Genomic DNA, 22389 nt, shown 5'->3' with positions numbered 1-22389 from the left:
ATGACCCTTCGCCACAGCCTGACCGCCGCCCTCATCCTGCCCGCCGCCCTGGCCATTTCAGCCTGCGACACCAAGCCTGCAGAGCCCGCAGCCGCCACCCCGACGTCGGCGCCCGCGGACAGTCCCGGCCCGGGCGCCCGGCCTGACGGACCGATGACGCTGACGGCGATGCAGGTCCGGTCGGACGAACGATTCCGCGCCGCCGATAGCGATGGCGACGGCGTCATATCGAGCGCCGAACTGGAAACCCTGGCTCAGGCCGGTCCAGGCGGCGGCCGTGACGGAAGGGGCGGCGGACGGGGCCTGGCGCGCGCCGATGCAGACGGCGACGGCCGGATCACCCTGGAGGAAGCCCGCGCCCAGGTCGCCGAACGCTTCGCCCGGATGGACTCGAACGGCGACGGCGCTATCACCGACGACGAGCGCCCTCAACGGGGCGATTGGGGCGGCGGTCGCGGTCGCGACGGCCGCGACGGGCCAGCCCCCCAATAGCCTAGTCCGGCACGGGCGTGACCAGCGCTTCGTTCGCGAAGACGGCCGCCAGGTTGCGCAGCAACAACATCAGCATTCCCTGCACCGCCTCGGTCGTTGCGCCCCCCGTGTGGGGCGTCAGCACGGTGTTGGGCACGTCGGCCCACAGCGCGACATCGACGGGCTCGTCGGTGAAGACGTCCAGCGCCGCCTGACCCAGTACGCCCGAGCGCAGTGCCTCGATCAACGCCGGCTCGTCCACCAGCTGCCCTCGCGCCACATTGACCAGCAGACCCGACGGACCCAGGGCGGCTATCACCTCGCGTGAGATCAGGCCGATACTGCTGTCATCCGCCCGGCAGGCGACGACCAGGATGTCGCTCCGTTTCGCCAGATCGACCAAGCTGTCCGCACGCGGCCAGGCCGCAGGCTTGTCGCGCGGCGCCCACCACCGGACGCTCATCCTCAGGACCTCGGCCCGACGCGCCACGGCTTCGCCGATCAGCCCCAGGCCGACGATCCCCACGCGCTGATCCTTCAGCGAAGGGGTGATGGTCTTGGATTCCGGCGTCCAGTCCCCGGCGCGCAGGGCCCGGTCGCCGGCCGCGATCTGGCGACGCGCCGACAGGATCAAACCGATTGCGTGGTCGGCGACATCCTCGTGATTGACCGCCGGCGCATGGGTGACCGGCAGACCGCGCGCCCGGCACCAGGCCACGTCGATCCGGTCATAGCCGGAGGTGAAACAGGCGATCAGCTTCAGGTTCGGCAGGCGCTCGACCAGCGCCTTGTCCAACTCGAACTCGCCCGCGACGACCAGGGCCTCGATCTGGCTCTCGGCCTCCGCCGGCGGCCCTTCCCAGAAGCGATAGACGGTATAGGCGCTCTCCAGGAACGGCGTCAGCTGTCCCAGATGCCGCTGCATGATCAGCAGGGCGGGTCGATCCGACATAGCGAAACTCCGGCCGATGAAGGTCTAGCGTTCATCGGCCGGTTTCGAGGATCGGGCAACCGATCAGAAGACGAAGTTGTCGAAGCCTTCGTGATTGCCGTTGGCGACGATCTTCATATCCGCGACCCCGTCGCCGTTCACGTCCATCAGGATGGTGGTCAGCTTGGTCGAGGCCGAATAGTCCAGCGTCATCTGGCCCGCCGTCTTGGTGAAGGCGTCGACGATGCTGAAGGCCTGGTCGCCACTGGCCTTGGTGTTGGCGTCGATGGCGGACAGGTCGATGCGGTCGCTGCTGGAGAGGTCGGTGATCCGGTCGAAGGCCGAGACCTTCGAGTCCGTCGTCGCCCCGTAAACGAAGGTGTCGCGACCCGCTCCGCCGGTCAGCAGGTCCGCGCCCGCATCGCCGTCGATGCGATTGGCGCCCGCATTGCCGATGATGATGTTGGCGTAGCTGTTGCCCGTCGCATTGATCGCCGCCGAGCCCGTCAGGGTCAGGTCTTCGACATAGGCGCCCAGGGTGTGGCTGACCGAGCTCTTGACCAGATCGAAGCCTTCGTTGGACTTTTCGACGACCAGATCCTTGGCGTTGTCGACGATATAGACGTCGTTGCCGAGGCCCCCGATCATCTTGTCGGCGCCCGCCTTGCCGTCCAGCAGGTTGGCGCCGCTGTTGCCCGTCAGGATGTTGTCGTAGCTGTTTCCCGTCCCGTTCAGGTTCGCCTTGCCCGTCAGGGTCAGGTCCTCGACATAGGCGCCCAGGGTATAGGACACCGAAGCCTTGACCAGGTCGAAGCCCTCATTGGACCGCTCGACGACCAGATCCTTGGCGTTGTCGACGATATAGACGTCGTGCCCCAGGCCGCCGGTCATCTTGTCCGCGCCCGCGCGACCGTCGAGGATGTTGTTGCCGCTGTTGCCGATCAGGATATTGGCGAAGCTGGAGCCCGTGGCGTTGATGTTGGCCGAACCCGTCAGGGTCAGATCCTCGATGAAGCCGCCGTCCAGGCTGAAGCTGACCGAGCTCTTGACCAGGTCGAAGCCCTCGCCGCTGTTTTCGAACACCCGGTCGCCGGTCGCGTTGACGATGAAGACGTCATTGCCCGTGCCGCCGTACATATAGTCCGCGCCCGCGCCGCCATCGATGTAGTCGTTGCCCGACCCGCCATACAGGTCGTCGTCGCCGCCATAGCCGTACAGAAAATCGTTGCCGCCGAAGCTTTCCAGCCAGTCGGCTTTGTCGCTGCCCTTGAAGGTGTCGGCGCCGCTGAACATCGTCGACAAGGCGTAGTCGGTGTCGTTGTAATAGATCCAGCTGAACAGGGTCGGGGCGTCGATATCCAGGCCGGTGATCTCGAACTCGAACTTGCCGTTGTAGCTCAGCTCGATCTCATCGACGTAGCCCGCATAGAGCTTGCCGGCGCTGTTGTAGGAGAAGGAGCCGTAGAAGTCGGCATACTCGCCCGACGTGGGGTTATAGGCGACGTGATACGCGTTCGCCGTCACCGTCGGCCCATACCAGTCGCCGATCTGCAGCGTTCCCATGTTCAGGGCGACATTCACGCCCGCCGTGACAACGGCCATCTTCCACTCTCCCCGATGTGCGGCGCTTCAGTGCGCCGCTGCGCATCTCGATGAGTGCACAAGGCGATCTCTGCGCTGAACGGCGGCTGAACGGCGAGAGGGGATTTCCGTTATCTGGCTGACGGTTCCTGACGGCAGGCCATCAGGGAATGAGGGTCACAGCACGAAGACTGCAGTCGCAGTTCACGGCGCCGATCCTGATCTGGTTGCCGCCGGGCGTCAGCGGCAGGACGCCCAGATCGACCTCGCGCCAGACAGCAGGATCGCCGGCAGCGATCCCGACCTCGCGGCGGTCGCCGTCGTTCATACTGATCCAAAGCCTGCCCGATGCGCCACGCAGGATCACGCTGGCCCGCCGCGATCCGGCGCTGTCCGCCGCGACCGTGTACTGAAGCCACTCGCCATCGACGAAGTCGGCGACATAGACTGTCCCATCCGCCTCGCGCGCGATGTCGACCCCGTCGTTGCGATAGGTCCGCCCAGGATTCCACCACACCCGCTGCGCCGGCCCACGATAGTCGGCGTCGTGTGTGTCGAGATAGGCGAACCCCGGCCGGCCCAGATCATAATCCACGGCCTGAATCGTCACCAGCCCGGCGCCCGCCGCGTGCGGCTTGAAGGCCAGGGTCTGATCCGAATGGGGTTGGCGGATCATGGCGTCGATGACGTCCGGATGGACGCGATTGTTCTCGAACCGGATGTCGTGCCGGGCCAGTTGCATCAACGTCGCTTCCGCCTCTTCCGGGCTCGGACGCGGGCCGTCGGCAGTCCAGTAGGCGACCAGCTTCGCCCAGCCCGGATTGGGCTCGACCTCCAGCGGGTTGTTGAAGCCGAACTTCTTAAGCGGCCAGAAAGCCCAGCCGATGCCCTCATCCTCGACCAGGCGAATGGCGTCACGGAACCAGACGTTGGAGTTCTCGCCTGACTCCCCCAACCAGACCGGCACCTGATGCTCGTCGCGCAAGGCGACGATCTGGCTGATCGAGGCGGCGTCATTGGCGTTCCAGTATTTGTGGAAGCTCAAGACCAGATTGTCGTCCCAGACCGGCAGGACGCCCCGGTAGTTGTTGCCCCAGCAGTTGCCCTCGATGATGATCATGTGACGCTGATCGACCTCGCGGATGGCGGCGGTGATCTCCATCATCAGACTGCGCAAGGGCGCGTTGACCGTATCCTCGCAGCCGTGGTCGCCCGCGCTGCCTGCATCGCCGAAATCCCAGTTGGGCTCGTTGATCAGGTCATAGCCGCCGACGGCCGGCTCATCCGCATATCGCTCGGCCAGGCGGCGCCACAGGGCGACGGTCTTTCTCCGGTTTTCCGCACTGTCCCATAGAGAAGGCTTTGACGGGTCGCGATCGGAGATGGCCAGGTCTGTCCCCTGCCCGCCCGGCGCGGCGTGCAGATCCAGGATCAGGTACATGTCGTTCGCCTTGACCCAGTCGACCAGGGCGTCGATGCGCGCGAACCCGGCCTCGTTCCAGGTGTCGCGCCCCGGCGTCGGCTCCTGATCGGCAGGCAGGGTCAGTTGCTCGAAATGGATCGGCAGCCGCACCGAGTTGAAGCCCCAGCTCGCCATGGCGTCGATGTCGGCCCATGTCGTGTGGTTGTCCCACCATGCCTCGTAAAAGGCCTGGGCCTTGTCCTCGCCGATCAGTTCGGTGATCCGCGCTCGGATGACATGCTGCTGCCCCAGCTGGGACAGTTGCAGCATATAGCCTTCCTGAAGCATCCAGCCGCCCAGGCCCATTCCCCTGAGGATGACGGGCTGGTTCGCCTCGTCGACGATCCGCACGCCCTCGGCGCGAAGAAATCCCTCGGCGCTCGCGAAGGCGGGGCTGACGACCGCCAAAGCGCCGATCAGCAGGGACAACAGGGGTCTGCGGATCATCGGGTCGGCTCCGGCAGCAGATTTTGAGAACGCTCTCATACATCGAGCTGGGCCGTCTCGCCAGCACGGCTAACGGCTCAGCTTGCGTGTCGAAATCGCCCATAGGGTGTGCCGGAATCGCACAGAGTCGCCTGTCGAGCGCCTGATCGGGGCCAAAAATCCTGAAAAAGAGCAACTAGGTGCGGCCTGTCTCTTGCTCGCCTAGGGCGGTGAAATGCCCGGAGTGAACCCGTGAACCGTATCCTCATCCTCGCTATCGGCGCCGCGCTCGCGGTGGCCGGTTCCGCCAGTGCAGGCGACCGTGGCGGCGGTCAATCAGGCGGCGGGGGCTGTGGCTCCTGCAGCGGCGGCGGCCATGGCGGCGGCGGTGGCCACGGCGGCGGTGGTCATGGTGGCGGTTGGGGCGGCAACTACAACGCCAACGTCAACGTCAATGTGAACGCCAACGCCAATGCGAACGCCTCGGCCGGCGCACGCAGCTATCTCAACGCGCGGGCCTATAGCGTCAGCAGCGGTGGTGGCGGCGGCTATGGCTACGGCGGCGGGGGTGGCGGCGGCTATTACGACGGCGGCGGAAACATCGGCTACGGCGGCCCGATCAACACCGGCCCCGTCGTCGTTGCAGGCCCCAGCGCGCCCTTCGGCTATGCCGTGGCCGGCTTTGGCCGCAACTACAGCAACGGCTATTACAACGGCTGCGGCCAGCCCAACCGCTATTCGAACACGCGACCCTATGGCGGTGGATCGTGCGGCGGCGGCTATCCGCCTCCTCCCCCTCAGCCGTACCCCTCCTATCCGCCGCATCCGGGCAATGGCTATCCGCAGTATCCGGGCGGCCATGACTGCGAGTGCGACTATCCGGTGGCGAACCAGCCCTTCTATGGGGTCGCACCTCCCGGACCGACCGTGCGTGGTCGTCAGGGCGGAGTGCGCGTCTCGGGTCCGCCCGTCTATGCCCGCCAGCCCGACGCCTATATCCAGGGCGGCCCGGTCTATGTCGACGCGCCCCCGGTCAATGTCGCCCCGGCCCAGATCTACCTGGAAGCGCCCGATGTCCACGTCCGCCCATCACAGGTCAACGTCGCGCCGCCGGAAATCCACTACCTGCCGGCACGTCCGCCGCATGAACCTGAGGAAGGCTGCTGCGAGGTCGCCAACCTGCCGGAAGGCGCCATCGTGATCCCGGCCCATCCCGGCGGACCTTCGGCTCTGAGCAACGAGGGCCAGCAGGCGCAGATCACCTTCTCCGAAGGCCGCCCCTACGACCAGGCCGACCACTTCCAGTAGGCGCTCAGGGTCATTCGACCCCGATCTCCATCCACATCGACAGGGTCTCGCCGGGCGCAAGCACGGCGAGACCGCTGCGTTCGCTCTTGGGCGCGTTCACCGCATCCGGCCGATGGGTGACGGGCTCGATGCAACAGTATCCGGTTCCTTCGGGCGTGAAGACGTGCGCCCAGCCTGCGTTGGCCGAGGCCCGCAGCGTCGTGGTGCGATCCTGATCCGACAGACGCGCGACCCCGCCCCAGCCCGCATAGCAGTGGTCCAGCGCCGGAGCCTCGCTCAGAGGGGGACCGCCGGACCAGTCGAACACCTCGCCGACAGGGGCCAGCGTCGTCGGGATGTCCTTCTCCGCCAGAGCCCAGACCGAGGCGGCGTGGAGGGTCAGTCGCGTGGACCCGTCGATCGGAAAATAGGGATGCAGGCCGATGCCGCCGGGCATATCCCGATCGCCTGTGTTGGTCAGGGACAGGGAAAACCGCACCCCGCCATCGACGAAGACGGCCGACTGACGGCTTTCATAGGACCAGGGCCAGTCGCCGGCCTCATGCGCAAACGCCAGTTCTACGGCGGCTTCGCTGGTCTCGACCACCGTCCAGGGCTTCAACCAGCCATGGCCGTGCAGGGTGTTGGGCGCGAAATCGGGCATGATCGGCAGGACGACCTCTTGGTCCCGAAACACGAAGCGGGCGCCTGCGATACGGTTGGCGAAGGGGACCATCGGGAAACAGCCGGCGTCCAGCACCGCGCGCGAGGTCGCGGGCATGGGTCGCAATATATCCCGATCGCGCCATGTCAGCCGGGACACCGCCCCACCGATGGCCGGAGCGAACTCGACCGTCCAATCCTCGTGCGTCGCCGAAATCCTGTCGGTCACCCTGGCTCCTGTCGAAGGTCTGTGCGTCGCGCCCAGTCTGCCTCGTCGCCCGCCGGATCGGAACCCGGCAACCGGCGGCAAGGCGAAAATGCCGTAGAGCAAAGCCCAGCAGCGCCGCGGACTGCGTCTGGCCGCTAAGATGGTTCATCGCCTTCGCGCCAGAGATCTGAAGTCATGACCGATCCCATCGTCGTCACCCGCAGCGGTCCCGTTCGCGGACGGATCGAGAACGGCGTCGCCCGCTACCTCGGCATTCCCTACGCCGCTCCGCCGCTGGGCGACCTCCGCTTCGCCGCACCCCAGCCGCACGCGCCCTGGACCGAGTTCGATGCGCGCGAGAAGGGGCCGAGCGCGCCCTATCCGACCGTGGACTTCCCCGCGCTGGACCTCGAGCCCCTGGTCGGCAAGGGCTGGGAGAAGGGCGACGACTATCTGAACCTCAACGTCTGGACGCCCGCCGAGAATGCAGGCGGCCTGCCGGTCATGGTCTTCATCCACGGCGGCGGCTGGACCGGCGGCGCGGCCATGGCGCCGTGTCAGGACGGGACCGCCTTCGCCCGCGACGGCGTCATCATGATCTCCATCACCTATCGCCTGGGCGTCGAGGGCTGGCTGCCGATTCCCGGCGCGCCCACCAACCTGGGCAAGCGGGACATGCTGGCGGCGCTGAAATGGGTGCAGGAGAACGTCGCAGCCTTCGGTGGAGACGCCGCCAACGTCACTGTCTTCGGCGAATCGGCCGGGGCCATGTCTATCGGCGATCTGGTCGCGTCTCCCGCCGCCAAAGGCCTGTTTCGCCGCGCCATCATCGAGAGCGGCCATGGCTCCATCGTGCGGTCGATCCCGGTCATGGAGCGAGTGACGAAGAAGGTGGCCAAGATCCTGAAAATCAAGCCGACGCTGGAGGGCTTCCGCTCCATCACCATCCAACAGGGACTGGACGCCCTGATGCAGGTATCCAAGCCCGGCTCGGGGCTGGACCTGCGCGACGACAAGGGCCACGAGCCCGCGTTCGGCGTCAGCAAATTCACGCCCGTCGTCGGCGACGACATCATCCCCGTCATGCCGCTGGACGGGCTGAAGGCCGGCGTGGGCAAGGAGATCGACGTTCTGATCGGCACCAATGCCGACGAGATGAACCTGTATCTGATCCCCACTGGCGTCCGCGACAAGGCGGGCAAGCTCCTGTCCTGGTTCGTGCTGAGCCGCTCGATCCGCAACGCCGGCAAGATCCTGAAGGCCTATGGCATGGGCCAGAAAGGCGTGAAGCCGGGCGACGCCCTGATGCAGGCCCTGAGCGACCTGATGTTCCGCTATCCAGCCCGCGCCTATGCCTCAGCCCACCAGGGCCGAACGCATTTCTACGAGTTCGGCTGGCGCTCGCCCGCCTTCGATAATCAGTTGGGCGCCTGTCACGCGCTGGAACTGCCGTTCGTGTTCGACACTCTGGCGACCGGCACTGGTCCCCGAGGCTTCCTGGGAGAGAATCCGCCTCAGGCCCTGGCCGACCGCGTGCACAAGATCTGGGTCGACTTCGCCCGGGACGGGACGGCGCCGTGGCCGGAATTCGACGACAAGACCCGCCTGGTCTATGCGCTTGAGACCGGAACCGTGCATCGTGACCCCGATATGCCGGCGGCCAAGTTCTGGTCCTGACACCCAAGCTGGAAACGACACGAGATGGCAGCATCCCCCCTGGTCGCGGGCGTCGAGCTGGGCGGCACCAAATGCGTGGTGCTGATCGCCGCTGGGCCTGACGACATCCGCGCCGAGGCCCGGATCGACACCACGACGCCCCAGGAGACGCTCGACGCCATCGACGAACGCCTGCAGCAGATGCGCGCCAGGCACGGTTTCGAGGCCATCGGCATCGGCAGCTTCGGCCCGATCGAAATCGACGAGCGGTCGGCCGACTACGGCTGTGTCGTCAACACGCCCAAGCCGGGCTGGAGCGGCGCCAATCTGCTGGCTCGCGCACGCCGCTTCGCCGTGCCCGTCGGCTTCGATACAGACGTCAACGGCGCGGCCCTGGCCGAGGGACGATGGGGCGCGGGTCGGGGCCTGAAGTCCTTCGCCTATGTCACCATCGGCACCGGCATCGGCGTCGGGTCCATCATCGACGGGCGAACCGTGAAGGGTCTGGGCCATACCGAGATCGGCCATCTGCGCGTACCCCGCCTGTCCGGTCGGACCTGGCCCGGAAGCTGCCCCTATCACGGCGACTGCGTCGAGGGCCTGGCCTCCGGCACGGCGATCAAGGCCCAGGCGGGGTTCGCCGCCAATGAGCTGACGCGGTCAGATCCGGTCTGGGACGAGGTCGTGCACACTCTGGCCGCCGCCTTCCACAACCTGGTGCTGACCACCGCGCCCGAGAAGATTCTGATCGGCGGCGGCGTCGGACAGGGCCAGCCGCATCTGCTGCCACGCATCCGCACCGCCTTGCTGGAGAGCCTGAACGGATACGGGGTCGCGCCGCGGATCGCGGCGGGCATCGAGGATTTCCTGGCCCATCCCGAACTGGGCAACCGGGCGGGTCCGCTGGGGTCCGTCGCCCTGGCCCTGAACGCCTTGCAGCCAGGCGAGTGAGGAACGCACCGGGCCGCGAGCGCAAACATCCTGCGGCCCGGCATACAGAGCGACCTTTCAGATAGGTCGGCGCCGGCCTATCCCTTCCTCAACCGCGACCGGACATAAAGTTCGGCGCCTACCCGAGGGGGACAGACCCATGCGCTTCACCACCATTCTCGCAGCCAGCACGGCCATCGTCGCCCTGAGCGGCGGTTTTGCCCAGGCCCAGACCGTGACCACCGACGACGCCGCGACCGTCGACGATGTCATCGTCACGGCGCGCAAACGCGAAGAACGACTGCAGGACGTGCCGATCGCCGTCACCGCGGTCTCGGGTGAAACCCTCGAGCGCGAACAGATCAACGTCATCAAGGACGTCGCCGCCCTGACCCCCGGCCTGAACATCTCGTCGGACGCCGTCGGACGCGCCTTCATGTCGATCCGCGGCGTCGGCACGACCCTGATCGACACCGTGCAGCCGGGCGTCGGCATCTTCATCGACGGCATCTATCAGCCCAACACCTCCTACCTGAACAACCCGGTGGTCGATGTGGAGCGCATCGAGGTCCTGAAGGGACCGCAGGGCACCCTGTTCGGCAACAACACCCTGGGCGGCGCGATCAACGTCATCACCCGCAGCCCGACCGACGAGTTCTCGGGTCGCGCGACCGCATCCTACGCCGGTCCCGACAACTACCAGACCTATGCCGGCAGCATCAGCGGCCCGATCATCGAAGGCTCGCTGCGCGGTCGTCTGGCCGCCAGCTATCACACCCAGGACGGCTTCTCGAAGAACCTGCTGGTCGGCGGCGACGCCCGTCCGATGGAGACCGAAGCGGTCAACGGCACCCTGGTCTGGGAAGTGCCCCAGGCTCAGCGCACCGAGATCAGCCTGAACGGTTATTTCAACCGCGTCACCGGCTCGCAGACGGCCTACGCCAGCCCGTCCGGCCCCACCGACTACGTCGATGACGTGCCGCTGAACTTCAACAGCATCGCCCAGTACGACTACTTCGGCTTCAGCACGAAGCTGGTCACGGACCTGGACGCCAAGACGACGATGACGATCATCGCCGCCTATGACGACAAGGAAGGCAAGGCGACCGGCGACGGCGACTTCGGCCCGGTGCCGATCATCGAGATCACCGACGGCCGCAACGCGCGCGAAACCTATACCGGCGAAGTGCGCTTCGACACGGCCTGGAACGACCGCTTCAGCACCCTGATCGGCGCGTTCGCGAACCGGTCTGACGACAAGAACACCGTCAACCAGTCGATCGACGTGGGCATCCTGGCTCTGGGCCTGCCCGCCGGCCTTGTCGTTGTGCCGCAGACAACGATCCAGACCAGCGAACTGCAGTCGCAGGCCATCTACGCCAACGCCTTCTATGATCTGACCGACAGCATCGAAGTGTCGGCCGGCATCCGCTTCGACCACCAGGAAGTCAGCGTCTCGGGCACCGCCGGCACATACAAGGCCGACGAATGGCAGCCGCGCTTCACGATCCGCAAGAGCTGGAACCCGAACCACTCGACCTATGCCTCGATCTCGCGCGGCTTCCGTGGCGGCGGCGCCAATGCTCCAGGGGCGCCGAACGAGTTCTACCAGGGCGACTCGGTCTGGACCTATGAGATCGGCGACAAGTTCACCAACGACAGCCGCACCCTGACGCTGAACTCGGCCATCTACTATAACGACTACAGCCACTATATCGGCCAGAACGCCCTGACCCCGGCCCTGATCGCGGTCAACCTGAACACCGGCGACGTCGAGGCCTACGGCGCCGAGGTCGAGGGCATCTGGTCGCCCAACTCGATGTTCCAGCTGCGCGGCGGCATCACCTACAACCACGCCAGGATCACCGACGACTCCGAGTTCGAAGCCGTCATCGGCAACGGCCTGGCCTCCGACCGCATCCTGTTCCAGCCGGACTGGAACGGCTTCGTGACCGCCAGCATCACCTATCCGGTCGGCCCCGGCGAGCTGCGCACCGACATCACCGCCAGCTACAAGGGCGAGCGCGTCGGTTCCAGCCTGAGCCCGACCTTCGCCCCGACGCTGGAAGGCTACACCGTCGTCAACGCCAACGTGGCCTACGAGTGGGACAACTATACGGTGGCCCTGTTCGCCACGAACCTGCTGGACGAGGACTACTACGACTCATACCTCGACCAGTCGCTTCTGAGCGCCTTCGGCTTCCCCGCCGCGGCCGTCCACAACCTGGGCATCACGGGTGACGAGCGCCGGATCGGCGTCCGTCTGGCCGCGCGCTTCTAGGCCTGAACCCAGCAAGGAACAGCGACGTGAGCGCCCTGATGACATCGCAACCGTCGCTGCTTCCAGCGGCCCTACTGTCCGAGCTGCGGGCGATCCTTTCGGATCGCCTGCACCTGGGCGAGGCCATGCGCGCCCAGCATGGCGCCAGCGAGAGCCACTTCGACACCGTCCTGCCTGACGCCGTCGTCTTTCCCCATTCGACCGAAGAGGTCGTCGCCGTAGTCAAGGCGTGCGTCGCCGCCGACGTGGCCATCATCCCCTACGGCGCCGGGACCTCGGTCGAGGGCAATGTCACGCCGACGCGGGGCGGTGTCACCGTCGACCTGTCGGAGATGAACGCCATCCTCCAGGTCAACGCCGAGGACGCCGACGTCACCGTCCAGGCCGGGGTGCGTCGCGAGCAGTTGAACGAACACCTGCGCGACGTGGGCCTGTTCTTCCCCATCGACCCGGGCGCCAACGCCACCATCGGCGGCATGGCCTCGACCCGCGCCTCGGGCACCAATGCCGTGCGCTATGGCACCATGCGCGAGGCGGTCCTGTCGCTGCGCGTCGTCACCCCTGACGGCCGCGATATCCGCACCGCGGGCCGCGCCCGCAAGTCGGCCGCCGGATACGACCTGACGCGACTGATGATCGGCGCCGAGGGGACGCTCGGCATCATCACCGAGATCACCCTTCGCCTGCATGGCATCCCCGAAGCGATCATGTCGGCTGTGTGCAGTTTCGACACTCTAGAAGGCGCCGTCGATACGGTGGTCCAATCGATCCAGCTGGGTATTCCCCTGGCCCGTGTCGAGATCCTGGACGATATGCAGATGAAGGCGATCAACGCCTGGTCCAAGCTCGACTATCCCGAGAAGACCACCCTGTTCTTCGAGTTCCACGGCTCGGAACGCTATGTCGCCGAACAGGTCGAGACGGTCTCGGCCATCGCCGGCGACAACGGCGGCGGCGAGTTCAAATGGTCGAACCTGCCCGAGGAACGCGCCCGTCTGTGGAAGGCCCGGCACGAGGCCTATTACGCGGCCATCGGCCTGAGAAAGGGATGCGTCGGTTGGGCCACCGATGTCTGCGTGCCGATCAGCCGTCTGGCCGAATGTATCCTCGAAACCAAGCAGGACCTGGCCACGGCGACCATTCCGGCCACCATCCTGGGCCATGTCGGCGACGGCAATTTCCACGTTGTCTTCGTGCTGGACCCCAACAAGCCGGAAGAAGCCAGGGAAGCCGAGGCGCTGAATCGGATCCTGGTCCGGCGCGCCCTGGCCATGGACGGCACCTGCACCGGAGAACACGGCATCGGCCTGGGCAAGCAGGATTGGCTGGTGGCCGAACTGGGCGACGCGGTCGACATGATGCGGGCCATCAAACGTGCGCTGGACCCCAAGAACCTGTTCAATCCGGGCAAGATCTTCAGCCTCTGACCCCCGCCGTCATGGCGATCCTCGCCACGCCGTTTTCTGACAGGCGCCAGACCGCGCCGGAGGCCTGACCATGGCGACCCCCATCATCGTTCCTTCCGACACGACCGGCGCCGGCGCCGATCCCATCCGCCGCACGGCGTGGCGAGCGGTGCTGTTGACGTCCCTGGTCGTCATGATGGCCGGCATGGTGCGCCTGGCCTTCTCGCCGGTTCAGGAGGCGGCAAAACTCGAACTGGGCCTCACCGACTACGAGATCAGCCTGATCCAGGGCATCGCCGCCGCCCTGCCCTTGGCGGTGATCGCCATCCCCCTGGGCTGGCTGACCGACCACTCGAAGCGCACGCGGATCATGCTGGTCCTGGGTCTGTGCTGGACGGTCGGAATGATCTGGACCGCCTTCGCCACCAATTTCGAGACGCTCTTCCTGGCGCGGATGCTGGCGGGCCTGGGCACGATGAGCCTGGTACCCGTGGCCATCTCGGTCCTGTCCGACCTGTCGGCGCCTCAACAGCGAGGACGCGCCATGCTGTTCCTGGGCATGGGCAACACCCTGGGTCCGGCCCTGGCCTTCGTGCTGGGCGGCGTCCTGTTCACCGCCTTCGCCGCCGATCTCAGTCTGCCCGGCGTCAGCCTGTCGCCGTGGCGCGAAGCCTCCCTGGTCTTCGGTGTCGCCAGCGCGGTGACTCTGCTGCTTCTGGTCCTGATCCGCGAGCCCGAACGGCATGAGGTCGAAAACGCCTCCAACTCGCTGAAGGCCGTGGTGCAGGCGTTGCTGAAGCGCTGGAAATTCCTGCTGCCGCTGTTCGTGGGCCAGATCAGCGTCATCATGGCCGACGCCGCGGCGGGCGTATGGGCGGTGCCGGTGATGCAGCGCGACCTGGGCCTCAGCATCGGTCAGGCCGGCGGCATTCTGGGCGGCATCCTGCTGGTGGCCGGCGTCCTGGGGCCGGTGATGGCCGGCTTCATCGCCGACTTCGGCCACAAGAGCTCTATTCGCGGCGGCATCCTGATCGGCGCCGTTATCGCCTCGGCCATAGGCGTGCCGACGGCCCTGTTCCCGATCGTCAGCACTGTGCCCGCCTTCACCGCCGTCCTGTTCGTGCTGCTGCTCGCAGGCTCCATGACCGGCCTGATCACGGCCACGGCCATCGCCGTCTTGGTTCCCAACGAGGAGCGGGGCATCTGTCTGGGGGCCTTCATGATCCTGGGCGCCCTGATCGGCCTGGGCCTGTCGCCTGTCCTGGTCACCCTGGGCAGTAAGGCCCTGGGCGGCGAGAGCCACCTGGCCATGGCCCTGGCCATCGTCGGGGTCGTGGTCGGGCTGATTTCCTTGGCCGGTTTCGCCCTCGCCATGCTGAACGCGCCGGTCAAGGCCAAGGCCTAGATTCGATCTGCAGGGAAACCGCCCAATGACCACGCCGACCGGAACCCGACACCTGGTGGACCCGCAACTGCTGGACCTGCTGGACAACTGGCCGACCATCGCCCTGACGCCTGATAACCTCCAAGCCATCCGCGAACTGTCGCGCCTGCCCATGCCCGCTGCCGACGAGGCCGGCGCCGCCGTGCAGACGGAACGGCGCACCGTCGCCGGACCCGCAGGCGCGCCGGATGTGGATGTAGTCATCTATCGCCCGGCTGGCGGGGCCTCCGACCCGCTGCCCTGCATCTTCCACATCCACGGCGGCGGCTATGTTCTGGGAAGCGCTGCGGCGAACGAGGGCCTGCATCGGCCCCTGGTCGCCAGGCTCGGCTGCGTCCTGATCACCGTCGAATACCGACTTGCGCCCGAGACCGTAGCGCCGGGGGCGGTCGAGGACTGCTACGCCGCCCTGGACTGGACCTTCGCCAATGCTGTTGATCTGGGGATCGACGCGACGCGGATCGGGGTGATGGGCGAGAGCGCAGGCGGCGGTCTGGCGGCGGCGCTGGCCCTGCTGACGCGCGACCGGGGCGAACACAGGCTGGCCTTCCAGCACCTGATCTATCCGATGATCGACGACCGGACCTGCACCCACGCCGATCCGCACCCCCATACGGGCGAGTTCATCTGGACGCCGCACAACAACCATTTCGGCTGGAAATCTTTGCTGGGCGTCGAGCCCGGCTCGGACCGCGTCAGCCCATATGCGGCGGCGGCGCGGGCCGAGGACCTGTCCGGTCTTCCGCCGACCTTCATCTCCACCGGGTCTCTGGACCTGTTCCTTGAGGAAGACCTGGAGTATGCGCGTCGTCTGTTGCGGGCCGCCGTTCCGGTGGAACTGCACGTTTATCCTGGCGGCATCCACGGCTTTGAACTGGCCCCCGACGTCGCTGTTTCGGCCCAGGCCGTGCGTGATCAGACGGCGGCCCTGGCCCGGTTCATGGACCTGACGGCCTAGACCTATCTGAAAGGTCTTGCGCGACCTGTCAGATAGGTTCATCCTCCCATCGCAGCTCCCGCAGAGGAGCCGGGAGGTATTCATGTCGCAGACCACCACCGCGCACCCTTACGAGTCCGTCGTCGTCTCGCACGAGATGACGATCCTGATCGGTCGTGGGCCGTTCGAGGCCGCAGCCGTGCCGCAGGACGCTATCGGCGTGGTCTATGGCTTCGGCGCCATTACCGCCTCGGCCACCGTGTCTTTGATCGGGTCGGGACAGGTCCCCGACCTGATGGACGAGGATTTGGACGCCACCCGGATCGTCCTTCTGGTCGCACCCACGGCTATCGCCCGGATCGACGGCCATGTCGTGCCGGACACCGAAAGCCGCGCCCATTATCACCTGCCCACCGAACTGCGAGCCATCGCCCTGGCCCTGCGCGACTGCGACCGCACGGGCGAGGCGGGTGACATCTATCGCGCCGCCAAGGGGATCGAGCTGCTGTGCGAGACCTGGGCCCTGGTCGACGCCTGCGCCCTTGCGCCCCTGGCCGGCGACAGCGGCCTGTCGCGCGCCGACAGCGTGCGCATCCTGGCGGTCCGCCAGATGATCGACGACCGCTGGAACGAGAAGCTGTCGCTGGAGCGCATCGCCGCCCAGTGCGGTCTGAACCGCGAGAAGCTGACCCGCGGCTTTCGCGAGATGTTCGGCTGCTCCATCGCCGAGGCCATCGTCGAGCGCCGCCTGACCGAGGCCAGCCGCATGCTGCTGACCACCGACCTGCCAGTGTCGTCGATCGGTTACGAGAACGGCTATCTGAACAACGCCAGCTTCGCCCGCGCCTTCGGTCGCCGGTTCGGGGTTACGCCTTCCGACTTCCGCGCCCAGCGGCTGGCCGCCTGATGGGTGTGATCTCGGTGAACGGCGCGTCCTCGTCCGACGGCGTGTCCCTGGTTCAGCACGCCATCCAGGCGGTCAACGACCATATTCGCACCCAAAAGCTGCGCGTCGGCGACAGCCTGCCGGGCGAGGCCCATTTCGCCACCACCCTGGGGGTCAGCCGGGCGGTGATGCGCGAGGCCTTCGGCGCCCTGGCGGCCCTGCGCCTGATCGACGTCGGCAATGGACGAAAGCCCCGCGTCAGCGCCATCGACGGCTCGGTCATCGCCACGTCGCTGGATCACGCCGTCTCGACCGCCCAGATCACCGTGCCGGAAGTCTGGGACGTTCGCCGCACCATCGAGGCTCGCACCGCAGCCTTGGCCGCCACGTCCCGCACCGACGCCGAGGCTCAGCGCATCGTCGAACTGGCGCAGGCCATGGAGCGCGACGCCCATGACCGCCCGACCATGACCCGCCACGACATCGCCTTTCACGAAGCCATCGCCCGCGCCAGCCACAACGTCCTGTTCGTGCAGATCGTCTCCTCCTTCGGCCCGCTGATGGAGGTGGCAGTTCCCGCCGCCTGGGACACCCGCATCGGCGACGAACAGCGCCGTTCGACCCTGGAGCGCCACCACGCCGTGGCCCAGGCCATCCTCAATCGCGACCCCGCAGCCGCCGTCGCGGCCATGGACGCCCACTTCGACGCCTCGATCGACAGTCTGCTGAAGGCCTCGCTCGCCAAGGAACCGCACAATGGCGACTGACGCCTCCCTGAACTCCGCGCAACCGGGCGAGGCAGCCGTCAAGGCCAAGACTTCTGCCGCGCCAGCTCTGCTGATCCTGGCCCTGGCCGTGACCTGCGGCTCGGCCGTGCAGTCGGCCTTTTCGCCAGTGCAGGAACTGACCAAGCTCGACATGGGCATGAGCGACCTGCAGCTCAGCTATGCCCAGGGCCTGGCCGTGGCCCTTCCGGCGGTGGTGCTGTCCATCCCCCTGGGCTGGCTGGTCGACCACCAGACCCGGCTGCGGCTGCTGATCGCCATGGCCAGCCTGTGGACCCTGGGCGCCTTCGCCACGGTCTGGGCGCCCAATTTCGAAGTCATGATGGCGGCGCGGATGGCGGCCAGCCTGGGCGGCACCTGCGTCCTGCCCATCGCCATCTCCATGGCCGCCGACCTGTGCCGGCCCGAGGTGCGCGGCCGCTCCCTGCTGCTGCTGACCATCGGCAAGGCCGCCGGCACGGCCCTGGCCTTCGCCATCGGCGGCGCGGTCTATGGCTGGCTGCAAGCGGGCGACATCAGCCTGGCCGGTCTGGTGGCGTGGCGCGGGATGCATCTGATCTTCGCCCTGGCCAGCCTGGCGCTGATCCTGCCCCTGTTCCTGCTGCGCGAGCCCGCCCGGCGCGAGGTCGGTCAGAAGGGCGCCGCCCTGGGGCCGTCCCTGGCCGCCCTGTGGGCCCGGCGCGGCTTCCTGGCTCCCCTCTTCATCGGCCAGATCAGCGTCATCATGGCCGACAACGCCGCCCTGACCTGGAGCGCATCGGTCCTGTCGCGGAACTTCGACCAGACGCCGGATCAGTTCGCCGGCTGGCTGGGCGGCCTGTTGCTGGGCGCGGGCATCCTGGGCGCCGTGATCGGCGGTCTGGCGTCGGATCTCGGGCACAAGCGCTGGCCCGGCAAGGGCATCCTGCTGGGCGCGGTCATCTGTTCGGTGATCGCCATCCCCTGCGCCCTCTTCCCGGTCATGCCCACCGTGTTCGGCTTTGCGGCCATGCTGGCCGTGCTGCTGGTCGCCGGGACCGCCACGGGCCTGATGACCGCCACCTCCATCGCCGTCCTGGTGCCCAATGAGTACCGCGGCCTGTGCCTGGGCGCCTTTGTCGTGGTCGGGGTCCTGTTCGGCTTCGGCGTCGCGCCCACGGTCGTCACCCTGCTGAGCCAGGCCATGGGCGGCGACGGCAATCTGGGCATGGCCCTGGCCATTATCGGCGGCGTGTCCGCGGTCGGCGCAGCCATCGCCTTCTTCATCTCGATGCTGGCCGCACCCAAGACGGCGGCAGGCTGATCCAGCCCTGAGCCGGTCTCAGATCGGCTCAGGCGCGTTGGCCGCCCAGGCGGCGGCGATCGCGGCGATCCGGTCGGGGTCCGTCGTGAACTCATGGCCTGCGATGGCGCTGACGGCGCAGGCCGGGGTGGCGCTGTTGCAGATGAAGGCGCCGTCGAAACGGGCCAGGTCCGACAGCCACACGCGCTCCGTCGAGCAGCCGAGCCCCTGCCCCGCCCCCCCCTTCTCGATCAGCCTCTGAGCCACGCCGGCCAGCATGGGCGCCTGGGGCCAGACAATGTTCGAACCGTCCAGGAAGCCGATGTTCCAGACGCTGCCTTCGGAAATCACCCCCTCGCCATCCACGAACAGGACGTCGTCGAAGCCGCCGTCCTGGGCGGCGCGGCGGGCGCGGATCAGGCCGAAGATGGCCGTGTGCTTGAGGTGGGCCTCTTCCCGGCCATAGGTCTGGACCGCCAGCCTCAGCGACGTGGCCAGAGGCGCCGGAGCGGGCGAACGGATGGTCATGACGCGGGGTCGCCCTCGCCAGGACGGATTGCGCACGCCGATCTCGGGCGAGAACAGGCTGACGCGCAGCCAACAGTCGGGCCGGTCGGCGACGGCTTGGCGCATGAGGTCGCGCAAGGTCGCCTCGCCCACCGCCTCGCCGAACAGGTCGAGCGCAGAGGCGTCGAGGCGGGCCAGATGATCGCCCAGCCCCCGCACCCCGCCGCCCTCGACGCGGAAAGAGGTGTAGGCGCCGTAGTTGGTCAAGGCCTGGGACGCGAGGTCGGCGACGCTCGCAGCCGCGCCGTCGATCAGGATTTCAGCCTGCACCGGAACCCTCCCCCGATGGGGGAGGATTATTCCTCGCCACCCTCGGTGCCGTCATCTTCGCCGACATCGTCGCCGCCGGGTGTTTCGGCCAGACGCTCGACCGAGACCACCTTCTCGCCCTCGGCGGTGCGGAAGATCGTCACCCCCTGGCTGGAACGGCCGACGATGCGGACCTGTTCGACGCGGGTGCGGATCATCTGACCGCCCGAGGTGACCATCAGCAGGTCGTCGGTTTCCTCGACCGGGAAGGCGGCGGTCAGGCGCGTGCCCGCACGACCGCCCAGACCGTGGGCCGTCAGACCCTGGCCGCCGCGACCCGTGCGGCGATACTCATAGGCCGAGGACCGCTTGCCGAAGCCGGTGTCGGTGACGGTCAGGATGAACTGCTCCGCCGCGCCCAGTTCGGCGATCCGCTCGATGGACAGGGCGGCGTCGCCCGATCCTTCGGCCTCGTCGCCCTCTTCATTGGCGGTATCGACCACCGGCGTTTCATCGTCCGCGTCGCCCGCCGCCTTGCGCATGGCGTTGGCGTGTTTGACGTAGGCGGCGCGCTCGTCCGGGGTCGCATCGACCCGGCCCAGCACGGCCATGGAGATGACCTCGTCGCCCGATTGCAGGCGAACGCCGCGCACCCCGGTCGAATCCCGGCCCTTGAAGACGCGAACATCATCGGCCTTGAAGCGGATGGCGCGGCCCAGGGCGGTCGTCAGCAGCACGTCGTCCTCGGCGGTGCACAGGGCGACCCCGACCATGTGGTCGTCGTCTTCCAGCTTCATGGCGATCTTGCCGGCGCGGTTCACCGTGGCGAAGTCCGACAGCTTGTTGCGGCGCACGTCGCCCGACTTGGTGGCGAACATGATGTCGTAGTCGCCCCAGGTCGCCTCATCCTCAGGCAGGGGCAGGACGTTCATGATGCTGTCGCCCGGCTCGATGGGCAGCAGGTTGACGAAGGCCTTGCCGCGCGAGGTCGGCGCGCCCAGCGGCAGGCGCCAGGTCTTGAGCTTGTAGGCCTTGCCGTTGGTGGCGAAGAACAGCACCGGCGTGTGGGTCGAGGCCGAGAAGACGCCGACGATGGCGTCCTCGTCCTTCATCGTCATGCCGGACTTGCCCTTGCCGCCGCGATGCTGGGTCCGATAGGCGTTCAGGGCCACGCGCTTGACGTAGCCGCCGTGGGTGACGGTGACGACCATGTCCTCGCGCGGGATCAGGTCCTCGTCCTCCATCTCGGCGTCGCCCTCGCCAATCAGGGTGCGGCGCGGCACGGCGAACTGCTCCTTCACCGCGAACAGGTCCTCGCGGATGATGGCCAGGATGTTGGCGCGGTCCGACAGGATGGTCAGGTGGCCCTGGATGGTGTCGGCCAGGCCGCGAGCCTCGCCGAAGATGTCGTCGCGGCCCAGGCCGGTCAGGCGGCTGAGCGTCAGGGCCAGGATGGCGCGGGCCTGTTCGTCGGTCAGGTTGAGCTTGTCGCCCTCGATCAGCACCGAGCGCGGATCGGCGATCAGCTCGACCAGGGCGATCATGTCGCCCACCGGCCAGGACTTGGCCTGCAAACGCTCGCGCGCCTCTGCCGGGTCGGCCGAGGAGCGGATGATGTGGATGACCTCGTCGATATTGGCGACGGCGACGGCCAGGCCGACCAGGACGTGGCCGCGGTCGCGGGCCTTGGCCAGCTCGAACTTGACGCGGCGGACCACGACCTCTTCGCGGAAGTCGAGGAAGATCTGGACCAGATCGCGCAGACCCATCTGCTCGGGACGGCCATGGTTCAGGGCCAGCATGTTGACGCCGAACGAGGATTGCAGCGCCGTATAGCGGAACAGCTGGTTCAGGATGACGTCGCCGGACGCATCGCGCTTCAGCTCGACCACCATCCGCATGCCCTGGCGGTCGGATTCGTCGCGGACGTCGGAGATGCCCTCGATCCGCTTCTCGCGCACCATTTCGGCGATGCGCTCGATCAGGGTCTGCTTGTTCACCTGATAGGGCAGCTCGGTGATGATGATCGCCTCGCGGTCCTTGCGGATCGTCTCGATCGAGGCCTTGCCGCGCACGATGACCGAGCCGCGACCGTCGCGCAGGGCGTTCCGGGGCGCGGTGCGGCCCATGATCTCGCCGCCGGTGGGGAAGTCGGGGCCGGGCACCAGGTCCAGCAGGGCCTCGGTCGAGATCTCGGGATCGTCCAGCAGGGCGACGCAGGCGTCGATGATCTCGCCCAGGTTATGGGGCGGGATGTTGGTGGCCATGCCGACGGCGATGCCGCCCGCGCCATTGACCAGCAGGTTGGGGATCCGCGCCGGCAGGACGACGGGTTCCAATTCCTTTTCGTCGTAGTTGGGCTGGAAATCGACGGTGTCCTTGTCGATGTCGGCCAGCAAGGCGACGGCGGCTGGGGCCATCCGGGCCTCGGTGTAACGCATCGAGGCGGGCATATCGCCGTCGACCGAGCCGAAGTTGCCCTGGCCGTCGACCAGCATCAGCCCCATCGAGAAGGGCTGGGCCATACGCACCATGGCCATATAGACCGAGGCGTCGCCGTGCGGGTGCAGCCGGCCCAGCACGTCGCCGACCACACGGGCCGACTTCGAATAGGACCGCTCGGGCGTCATGTTCAGTTCGGACATGGACCACAGGATGCGGCGGTGCACGGGTTTCAGCCCGTCGCGCGCGTCCGGCAGGGCGCGGCTGACGATCACGCTCATCGCATAATCGAGGTAACTGCGGCGCAGTTCGTCCTCGATCGTGATGGTCGAAATGTCGCTGCGCGGGCCGTCTGGCCCGGCTGGCGGCAGGGCGTCGGTGTAGTTATCGTCTGACAATGAAATCTGGCTTCAGGTGGCCGGAATCGGAACGTGATCCGCTGTCCGGATTTCTAGCATCCGGGGCTATGTTACGCAAAGATTCGCCGCCCTGCCGCGCGTTCGCCGACCGTCTTGA

The 22389-nt window shown here is 67.2% G+C and carries 17 protein-coding genes; 11 read left to right on the top strand and 6 right to left on the bottom strand.

Annotation, left to right across the window (positions count from 1 at the left end):
- The gene (locus ACO05L_RS05905) at positions 1-492 is read left to right on the top strand and encodes an EF-hand domain-containing protein (protein ID WP_421731246.1); all 492 of its coding nucleotides are present in this window, start codon (positions 1-3) and stop codon (positions 490-492) included.
- A gap of 1 nt (position 493) precedes the next feature.
- Here ACO05L_RS05905 and ACO05L_RS05900 read toward each other — a convergent pair whose 3' ends face one another.
- The 3 genes from ACO05L_RS05900 to ACO05L_RS05890 form a co-directional block, all read right to left on the bottom strand.
- A complete protein-coding gene (locus ACO05L_RS05900; protein WP_421731245.1) occupies positions 494-1423 on the bottom strand; it encodes a 2-hydroxyacid dehydrogenase in 930 nt (309 codons plus the stop codon).
- Between the two features lie 63 nt (positions 1424-1486).
- Positions 1487-3004 carry a calcium-binding protein gene (locus ACO05L_RS05895; RefSeq protein WP_421731244.1) on the bottom strand — a complete coding sequence of 506 codons (1518 nt, stop codon included), beginning with the start codon at positions 3002-3004 and terminating at the stop codon, positions 1487-1489.
- Between the two features lie 142 nt (positions 3005-3146).
- Positions 3147-4892 (bottom strand): cellulase family glycosylhydrolase, encoded by a 1746-nt coding sequence (locus ACO05L_RS05890; protein WP_421731243.1) that lies wholly within the window; start codon positions 4890-4892, stop codon positions 3147-3149.
- 231 nt (positions 4893-5123) lie between these two features.
- Between ACO05L_RS05890 and ACO05L_RS05885 the strand changes: the two genes are divergently transcribed.
- The gene (locus ACO05L_RS05885) at positions 5124-6179 is read left to right on the top strand and encodes a hypothetical protein (RefSeq protein ID WP_421731242.1); all 1056 of its coding nucleotides are present in this window, start codon (positions 5124-5126) and stop codon (positions 6177-6179) included.
- Positions 6180-6189: 10 nt separating this feature from the next.
- On the opposite strand, the gene ACO05L_RS05880 is transcribed toward ACO05L_RS05885, so the two are convergent.
- On the bottom strand, positions 6190-7050 hold the full coding sequence (locus tag ACO05L_RS05880; protein ID WP_421731241.1) for an aldose 1-epimerase: 861 nt from the start codon (positions 7048-7050) through the stop codon (positions 6190-6192).
- A gap of 174 nt (positions 7051-7224) precedes the next feature.
- Here ACO05L_RS05880 and ACO05L_RS05875 point away from each other — a divergent pair, with 174 nt between their 5' ends.
- The 9 genes from ACO05L_RS05875 (at position 7225) to ACO05L_RS05835 (ending at position 18636) form a co-directional block, all read left to right on the top strand.
- Positions 7225-8706: a carboxylesterase/lipase family protein gene (locus ACO05L_RS05875; RefSeq protein ID WP_421731240.1), complete on the top strand. Its 1482-nt coding sequence runs from the start codon at positions 7225-7227 to the stop codon at positions 8704-8706.
- A gap of 24 nt (positions 8707-8730) precedes the next feature.
- Positions 8731-9636 (top strand): ROK family protein, encoded by a 906-nt coding sequence (locus ACO05L_RS05870; protein ID WP_421731239.1) that lies wholly within the window; start codon positions 8731-8733, stop codon positions 9634-9636.
- A gap of 139 nt (positions 9637-9775) precedes the next feature.
- Positions 9776-11896 (top strand): TonB-dependent receptor, encoded by a 2121-nt coding sequence (locus ACO05L_RS05865; RefSeq protein ID WP_421731238.1) that lies wholly within the window; start codon positions 9776-9778, stop codon positions 11894-11896.
- 38 nt (positions 11897-11934) lie between these two features.
- Positions 11935-13323, top strand: coding sequence for an FAD-linked oxidase C-terminal domain-containing protein (locus ACO05L_RS05860; RefSeq protein ID WP_421731237.1), 1389 nt, complete (start codon positions 11935-11937; stop codon positions 13321-13323).
- A 70-nt stretch (positions 13324-13393) separates the two neighbouring features.
- The gene (locus ACO05L_RS05855) at positions 13394-14707 is read left to right on the top strand and encodes an MFS transporter (RefSeq protein WP_421731236.1); all 1314 of its coding nucleotides are present in this window, start codon (positions 13394-13396) and stop codon (positions 14705-14707) included.
- 25 nt (positions 14708-14732) lie between these two features.
- Positions 14733-15704, top strand: coding sequence for an alpha/beta hydrolase (locus tag ACO05L_RS05850; RefSeq protein WP_421731235.1), 972 nt, complete (start codon positions 14733-14735; stop codon positions 15702-15704).
- Positions 15705-15786: 82 nt separating this feature from the next.
- Positions 15787-16590 (top strand): helix-turn-helix transcriptional regulator, encoded by an 804-nt coding sequence (locus ACO05L_RS05845; protein WP_421731234.1) that lies wholly within the window; start codon positions 15787-15789, stop codon positions 16588-16590.
- Positions 16590-17336, top strand: coding sequence for a FadR/GntR family transcriptional regulator (locus tag ACO05L_RS05840; RefSeq protein ID WP_421731233.1), 747 nt, complete (start codon positions 16590-16592; stop codon positions 17334-17336). Before ACO05L_RS05845 ends, ACO05L_RS05840 begins: the two co-directional genes overlap by 1 nt.
- Positions 17326-18636 carry an MFS transporter gene (locus ACO05L_RS05835; protein WP_421731232.1) on the top strand — a complete coding sequence of 437 codons (1311 nt, stop codon included), beginning with the start codon at positions 17326-17328 and terminating at the stop codon, positions 18634-18636. The genes ACO05L_RS05840 and ACO05L_RS05835 overlap by 11 nt, the downstream gene beginning before the upstream one ends.
- 18 nt (positions 18637-18654) lie before the next feature.
- On the opposite strand, the gene ACO05L_RS05830 is transcribed toward ACO05L_RS05835, so the two are convergent.
- Both ACO05L_RS05830 and gyrA read right to left on the bottom strand, forming a co-directional pair.
- Positions 18655-19452, bottom strand: a complete 798-nt coding sequence (locus ACO05L_RS05830; RefSeq protein WP_421731231.1) for an aminotransferase class IV — start codon at positions 19450-19452, stop codon at positions 18655-18657.
- A gap of 26 nt (positions 19453-19478) precedes the next feature.
- Positions 19479-22271, bottom strand: a complete 2793-nt coding sequence (gyrA, locus tag ACO05L_RS05825; RefSeq protein ID WP_421731230.1) for a DNA gyrase subunit A — start codon at positions 22269-22271, stop codon at positions 19479-19481.
- Between the last annotated feature and the right edge of the window lie 118 nt (positions 22272-22389).

Source organism: Brevundimonas sp. (assembly GCF_965227765.1).
Classification (GTDB): domain Bacteria; phylum Pseudomonadota; class Alphaproteobacteria; order Caulobacterales; family Caulobacteraceae; genus Brevundimonas.
Note: the sequence above shows the minus strand (reverse complement) of the source record. Positions and strands in the feature narration are given on the sequence as shown.

What these genes read in the sequence shown, in the direction of transcription:
- ACO05L_RS05905 (WP_421731246.1), top strand. Translation starts at nt 1, where the DNA reads ATGACCCTTCGCCACAGCCTGACCGCCGCCCTCATCCTGCCCGCCGCC.
- ACO05L_RS05900 (WP_421731245.1), bottom strand. Translation starts at nt 1,423, where the DNA reads ATGTCGGATCGACCCGCCCTGCTGATCATGCAGCGGCATCTGGGACAG.
- ACO05L_RS05895 (WP_421731244.1), bottom strand. Translation starts at nt 3,004, where the DNA reads ATGGCCGTTGTCACGGCGGGCGTGAATGTCGCCCTGAACATGGGAACG.
- ACO05L_RS05890 (WP_421731243.1), bottom strand. Translation starts at nt 4,892, where the DNA reads ATGATCCGCAGACCCCTGTTGTCCCTGCTGATCGGCGCTTTGGCGGTC.
- ACO05L_RS05875 (WP_421731240.1), top strand. Translation starts at nt 7,225, where the DNA reads ATGACCGATCCCATCGTCGTCACCCGCAGCGGTCCCGTTCGCGGACGG.
- ACO05L_RS05870 (WP_421731239.1), top strand. Translation starts at nt 8,731, where the DNA reads ATGGCAGCATCCCCCCTGGTCGCGGGCGTCGAGCTGGGCGGCACCAAA.
- ACO05L_RS05865 (WP_421731238.1), top strand. Translation starts at nt 9,776, where the DNA reads ATGCGCTTCACCACCATTCTCGCAGCCAGCACGGCCATCGTCGCCCTG.
- ACO05L_RS05860 (WP_421731237.1), top strand. Translation starts at nt 11,935, where the DNA reads ATGACATCGCAACCGTCGCTGCTTCCAGCGGCCCTACTGTCCGAGCTG.
- ACO05L_RS05855 (WP_421731236.1), top strand. Translation starts at nt 13,394, where the DNA reads ATGGCGACCCCCATCATCGTTCCTTCCGACACGACCGGCGCCGGCGCC.
- ACO05L_RS05850 (WP_421731235.1), top strand. Translation starts at nt 14,733, where the DNA reads ATGACCACGCCGACCGGAACCCGACACCTGGTGGACCCGCAACTGCTG.
- ACO05L_RS05845 (WP_421731234.1), top strand. Translation starts at nt 15,787, where the DNA reads ATGTCGCAGACCACCACCGCGCACCCTTACGAGTCCGTCGTCGTCTCG.
- ACO05L_RS05840 (WP_421731233.1), top strand. Translation starts at nt 16,590, where the DNA reads ATGGGTGTGATCTCGGTGAACGGCGCGTCCTCGTCCGACGGCGTGTCC.
- ACO05L_RS05835 (WP_421731232.1), top strand. Translation starts at nt 17,326, where the DNA reads ATGGCGACTGACGCCTCCCTGAACTCCGCGCAACCGGGCGAGGCAGCC.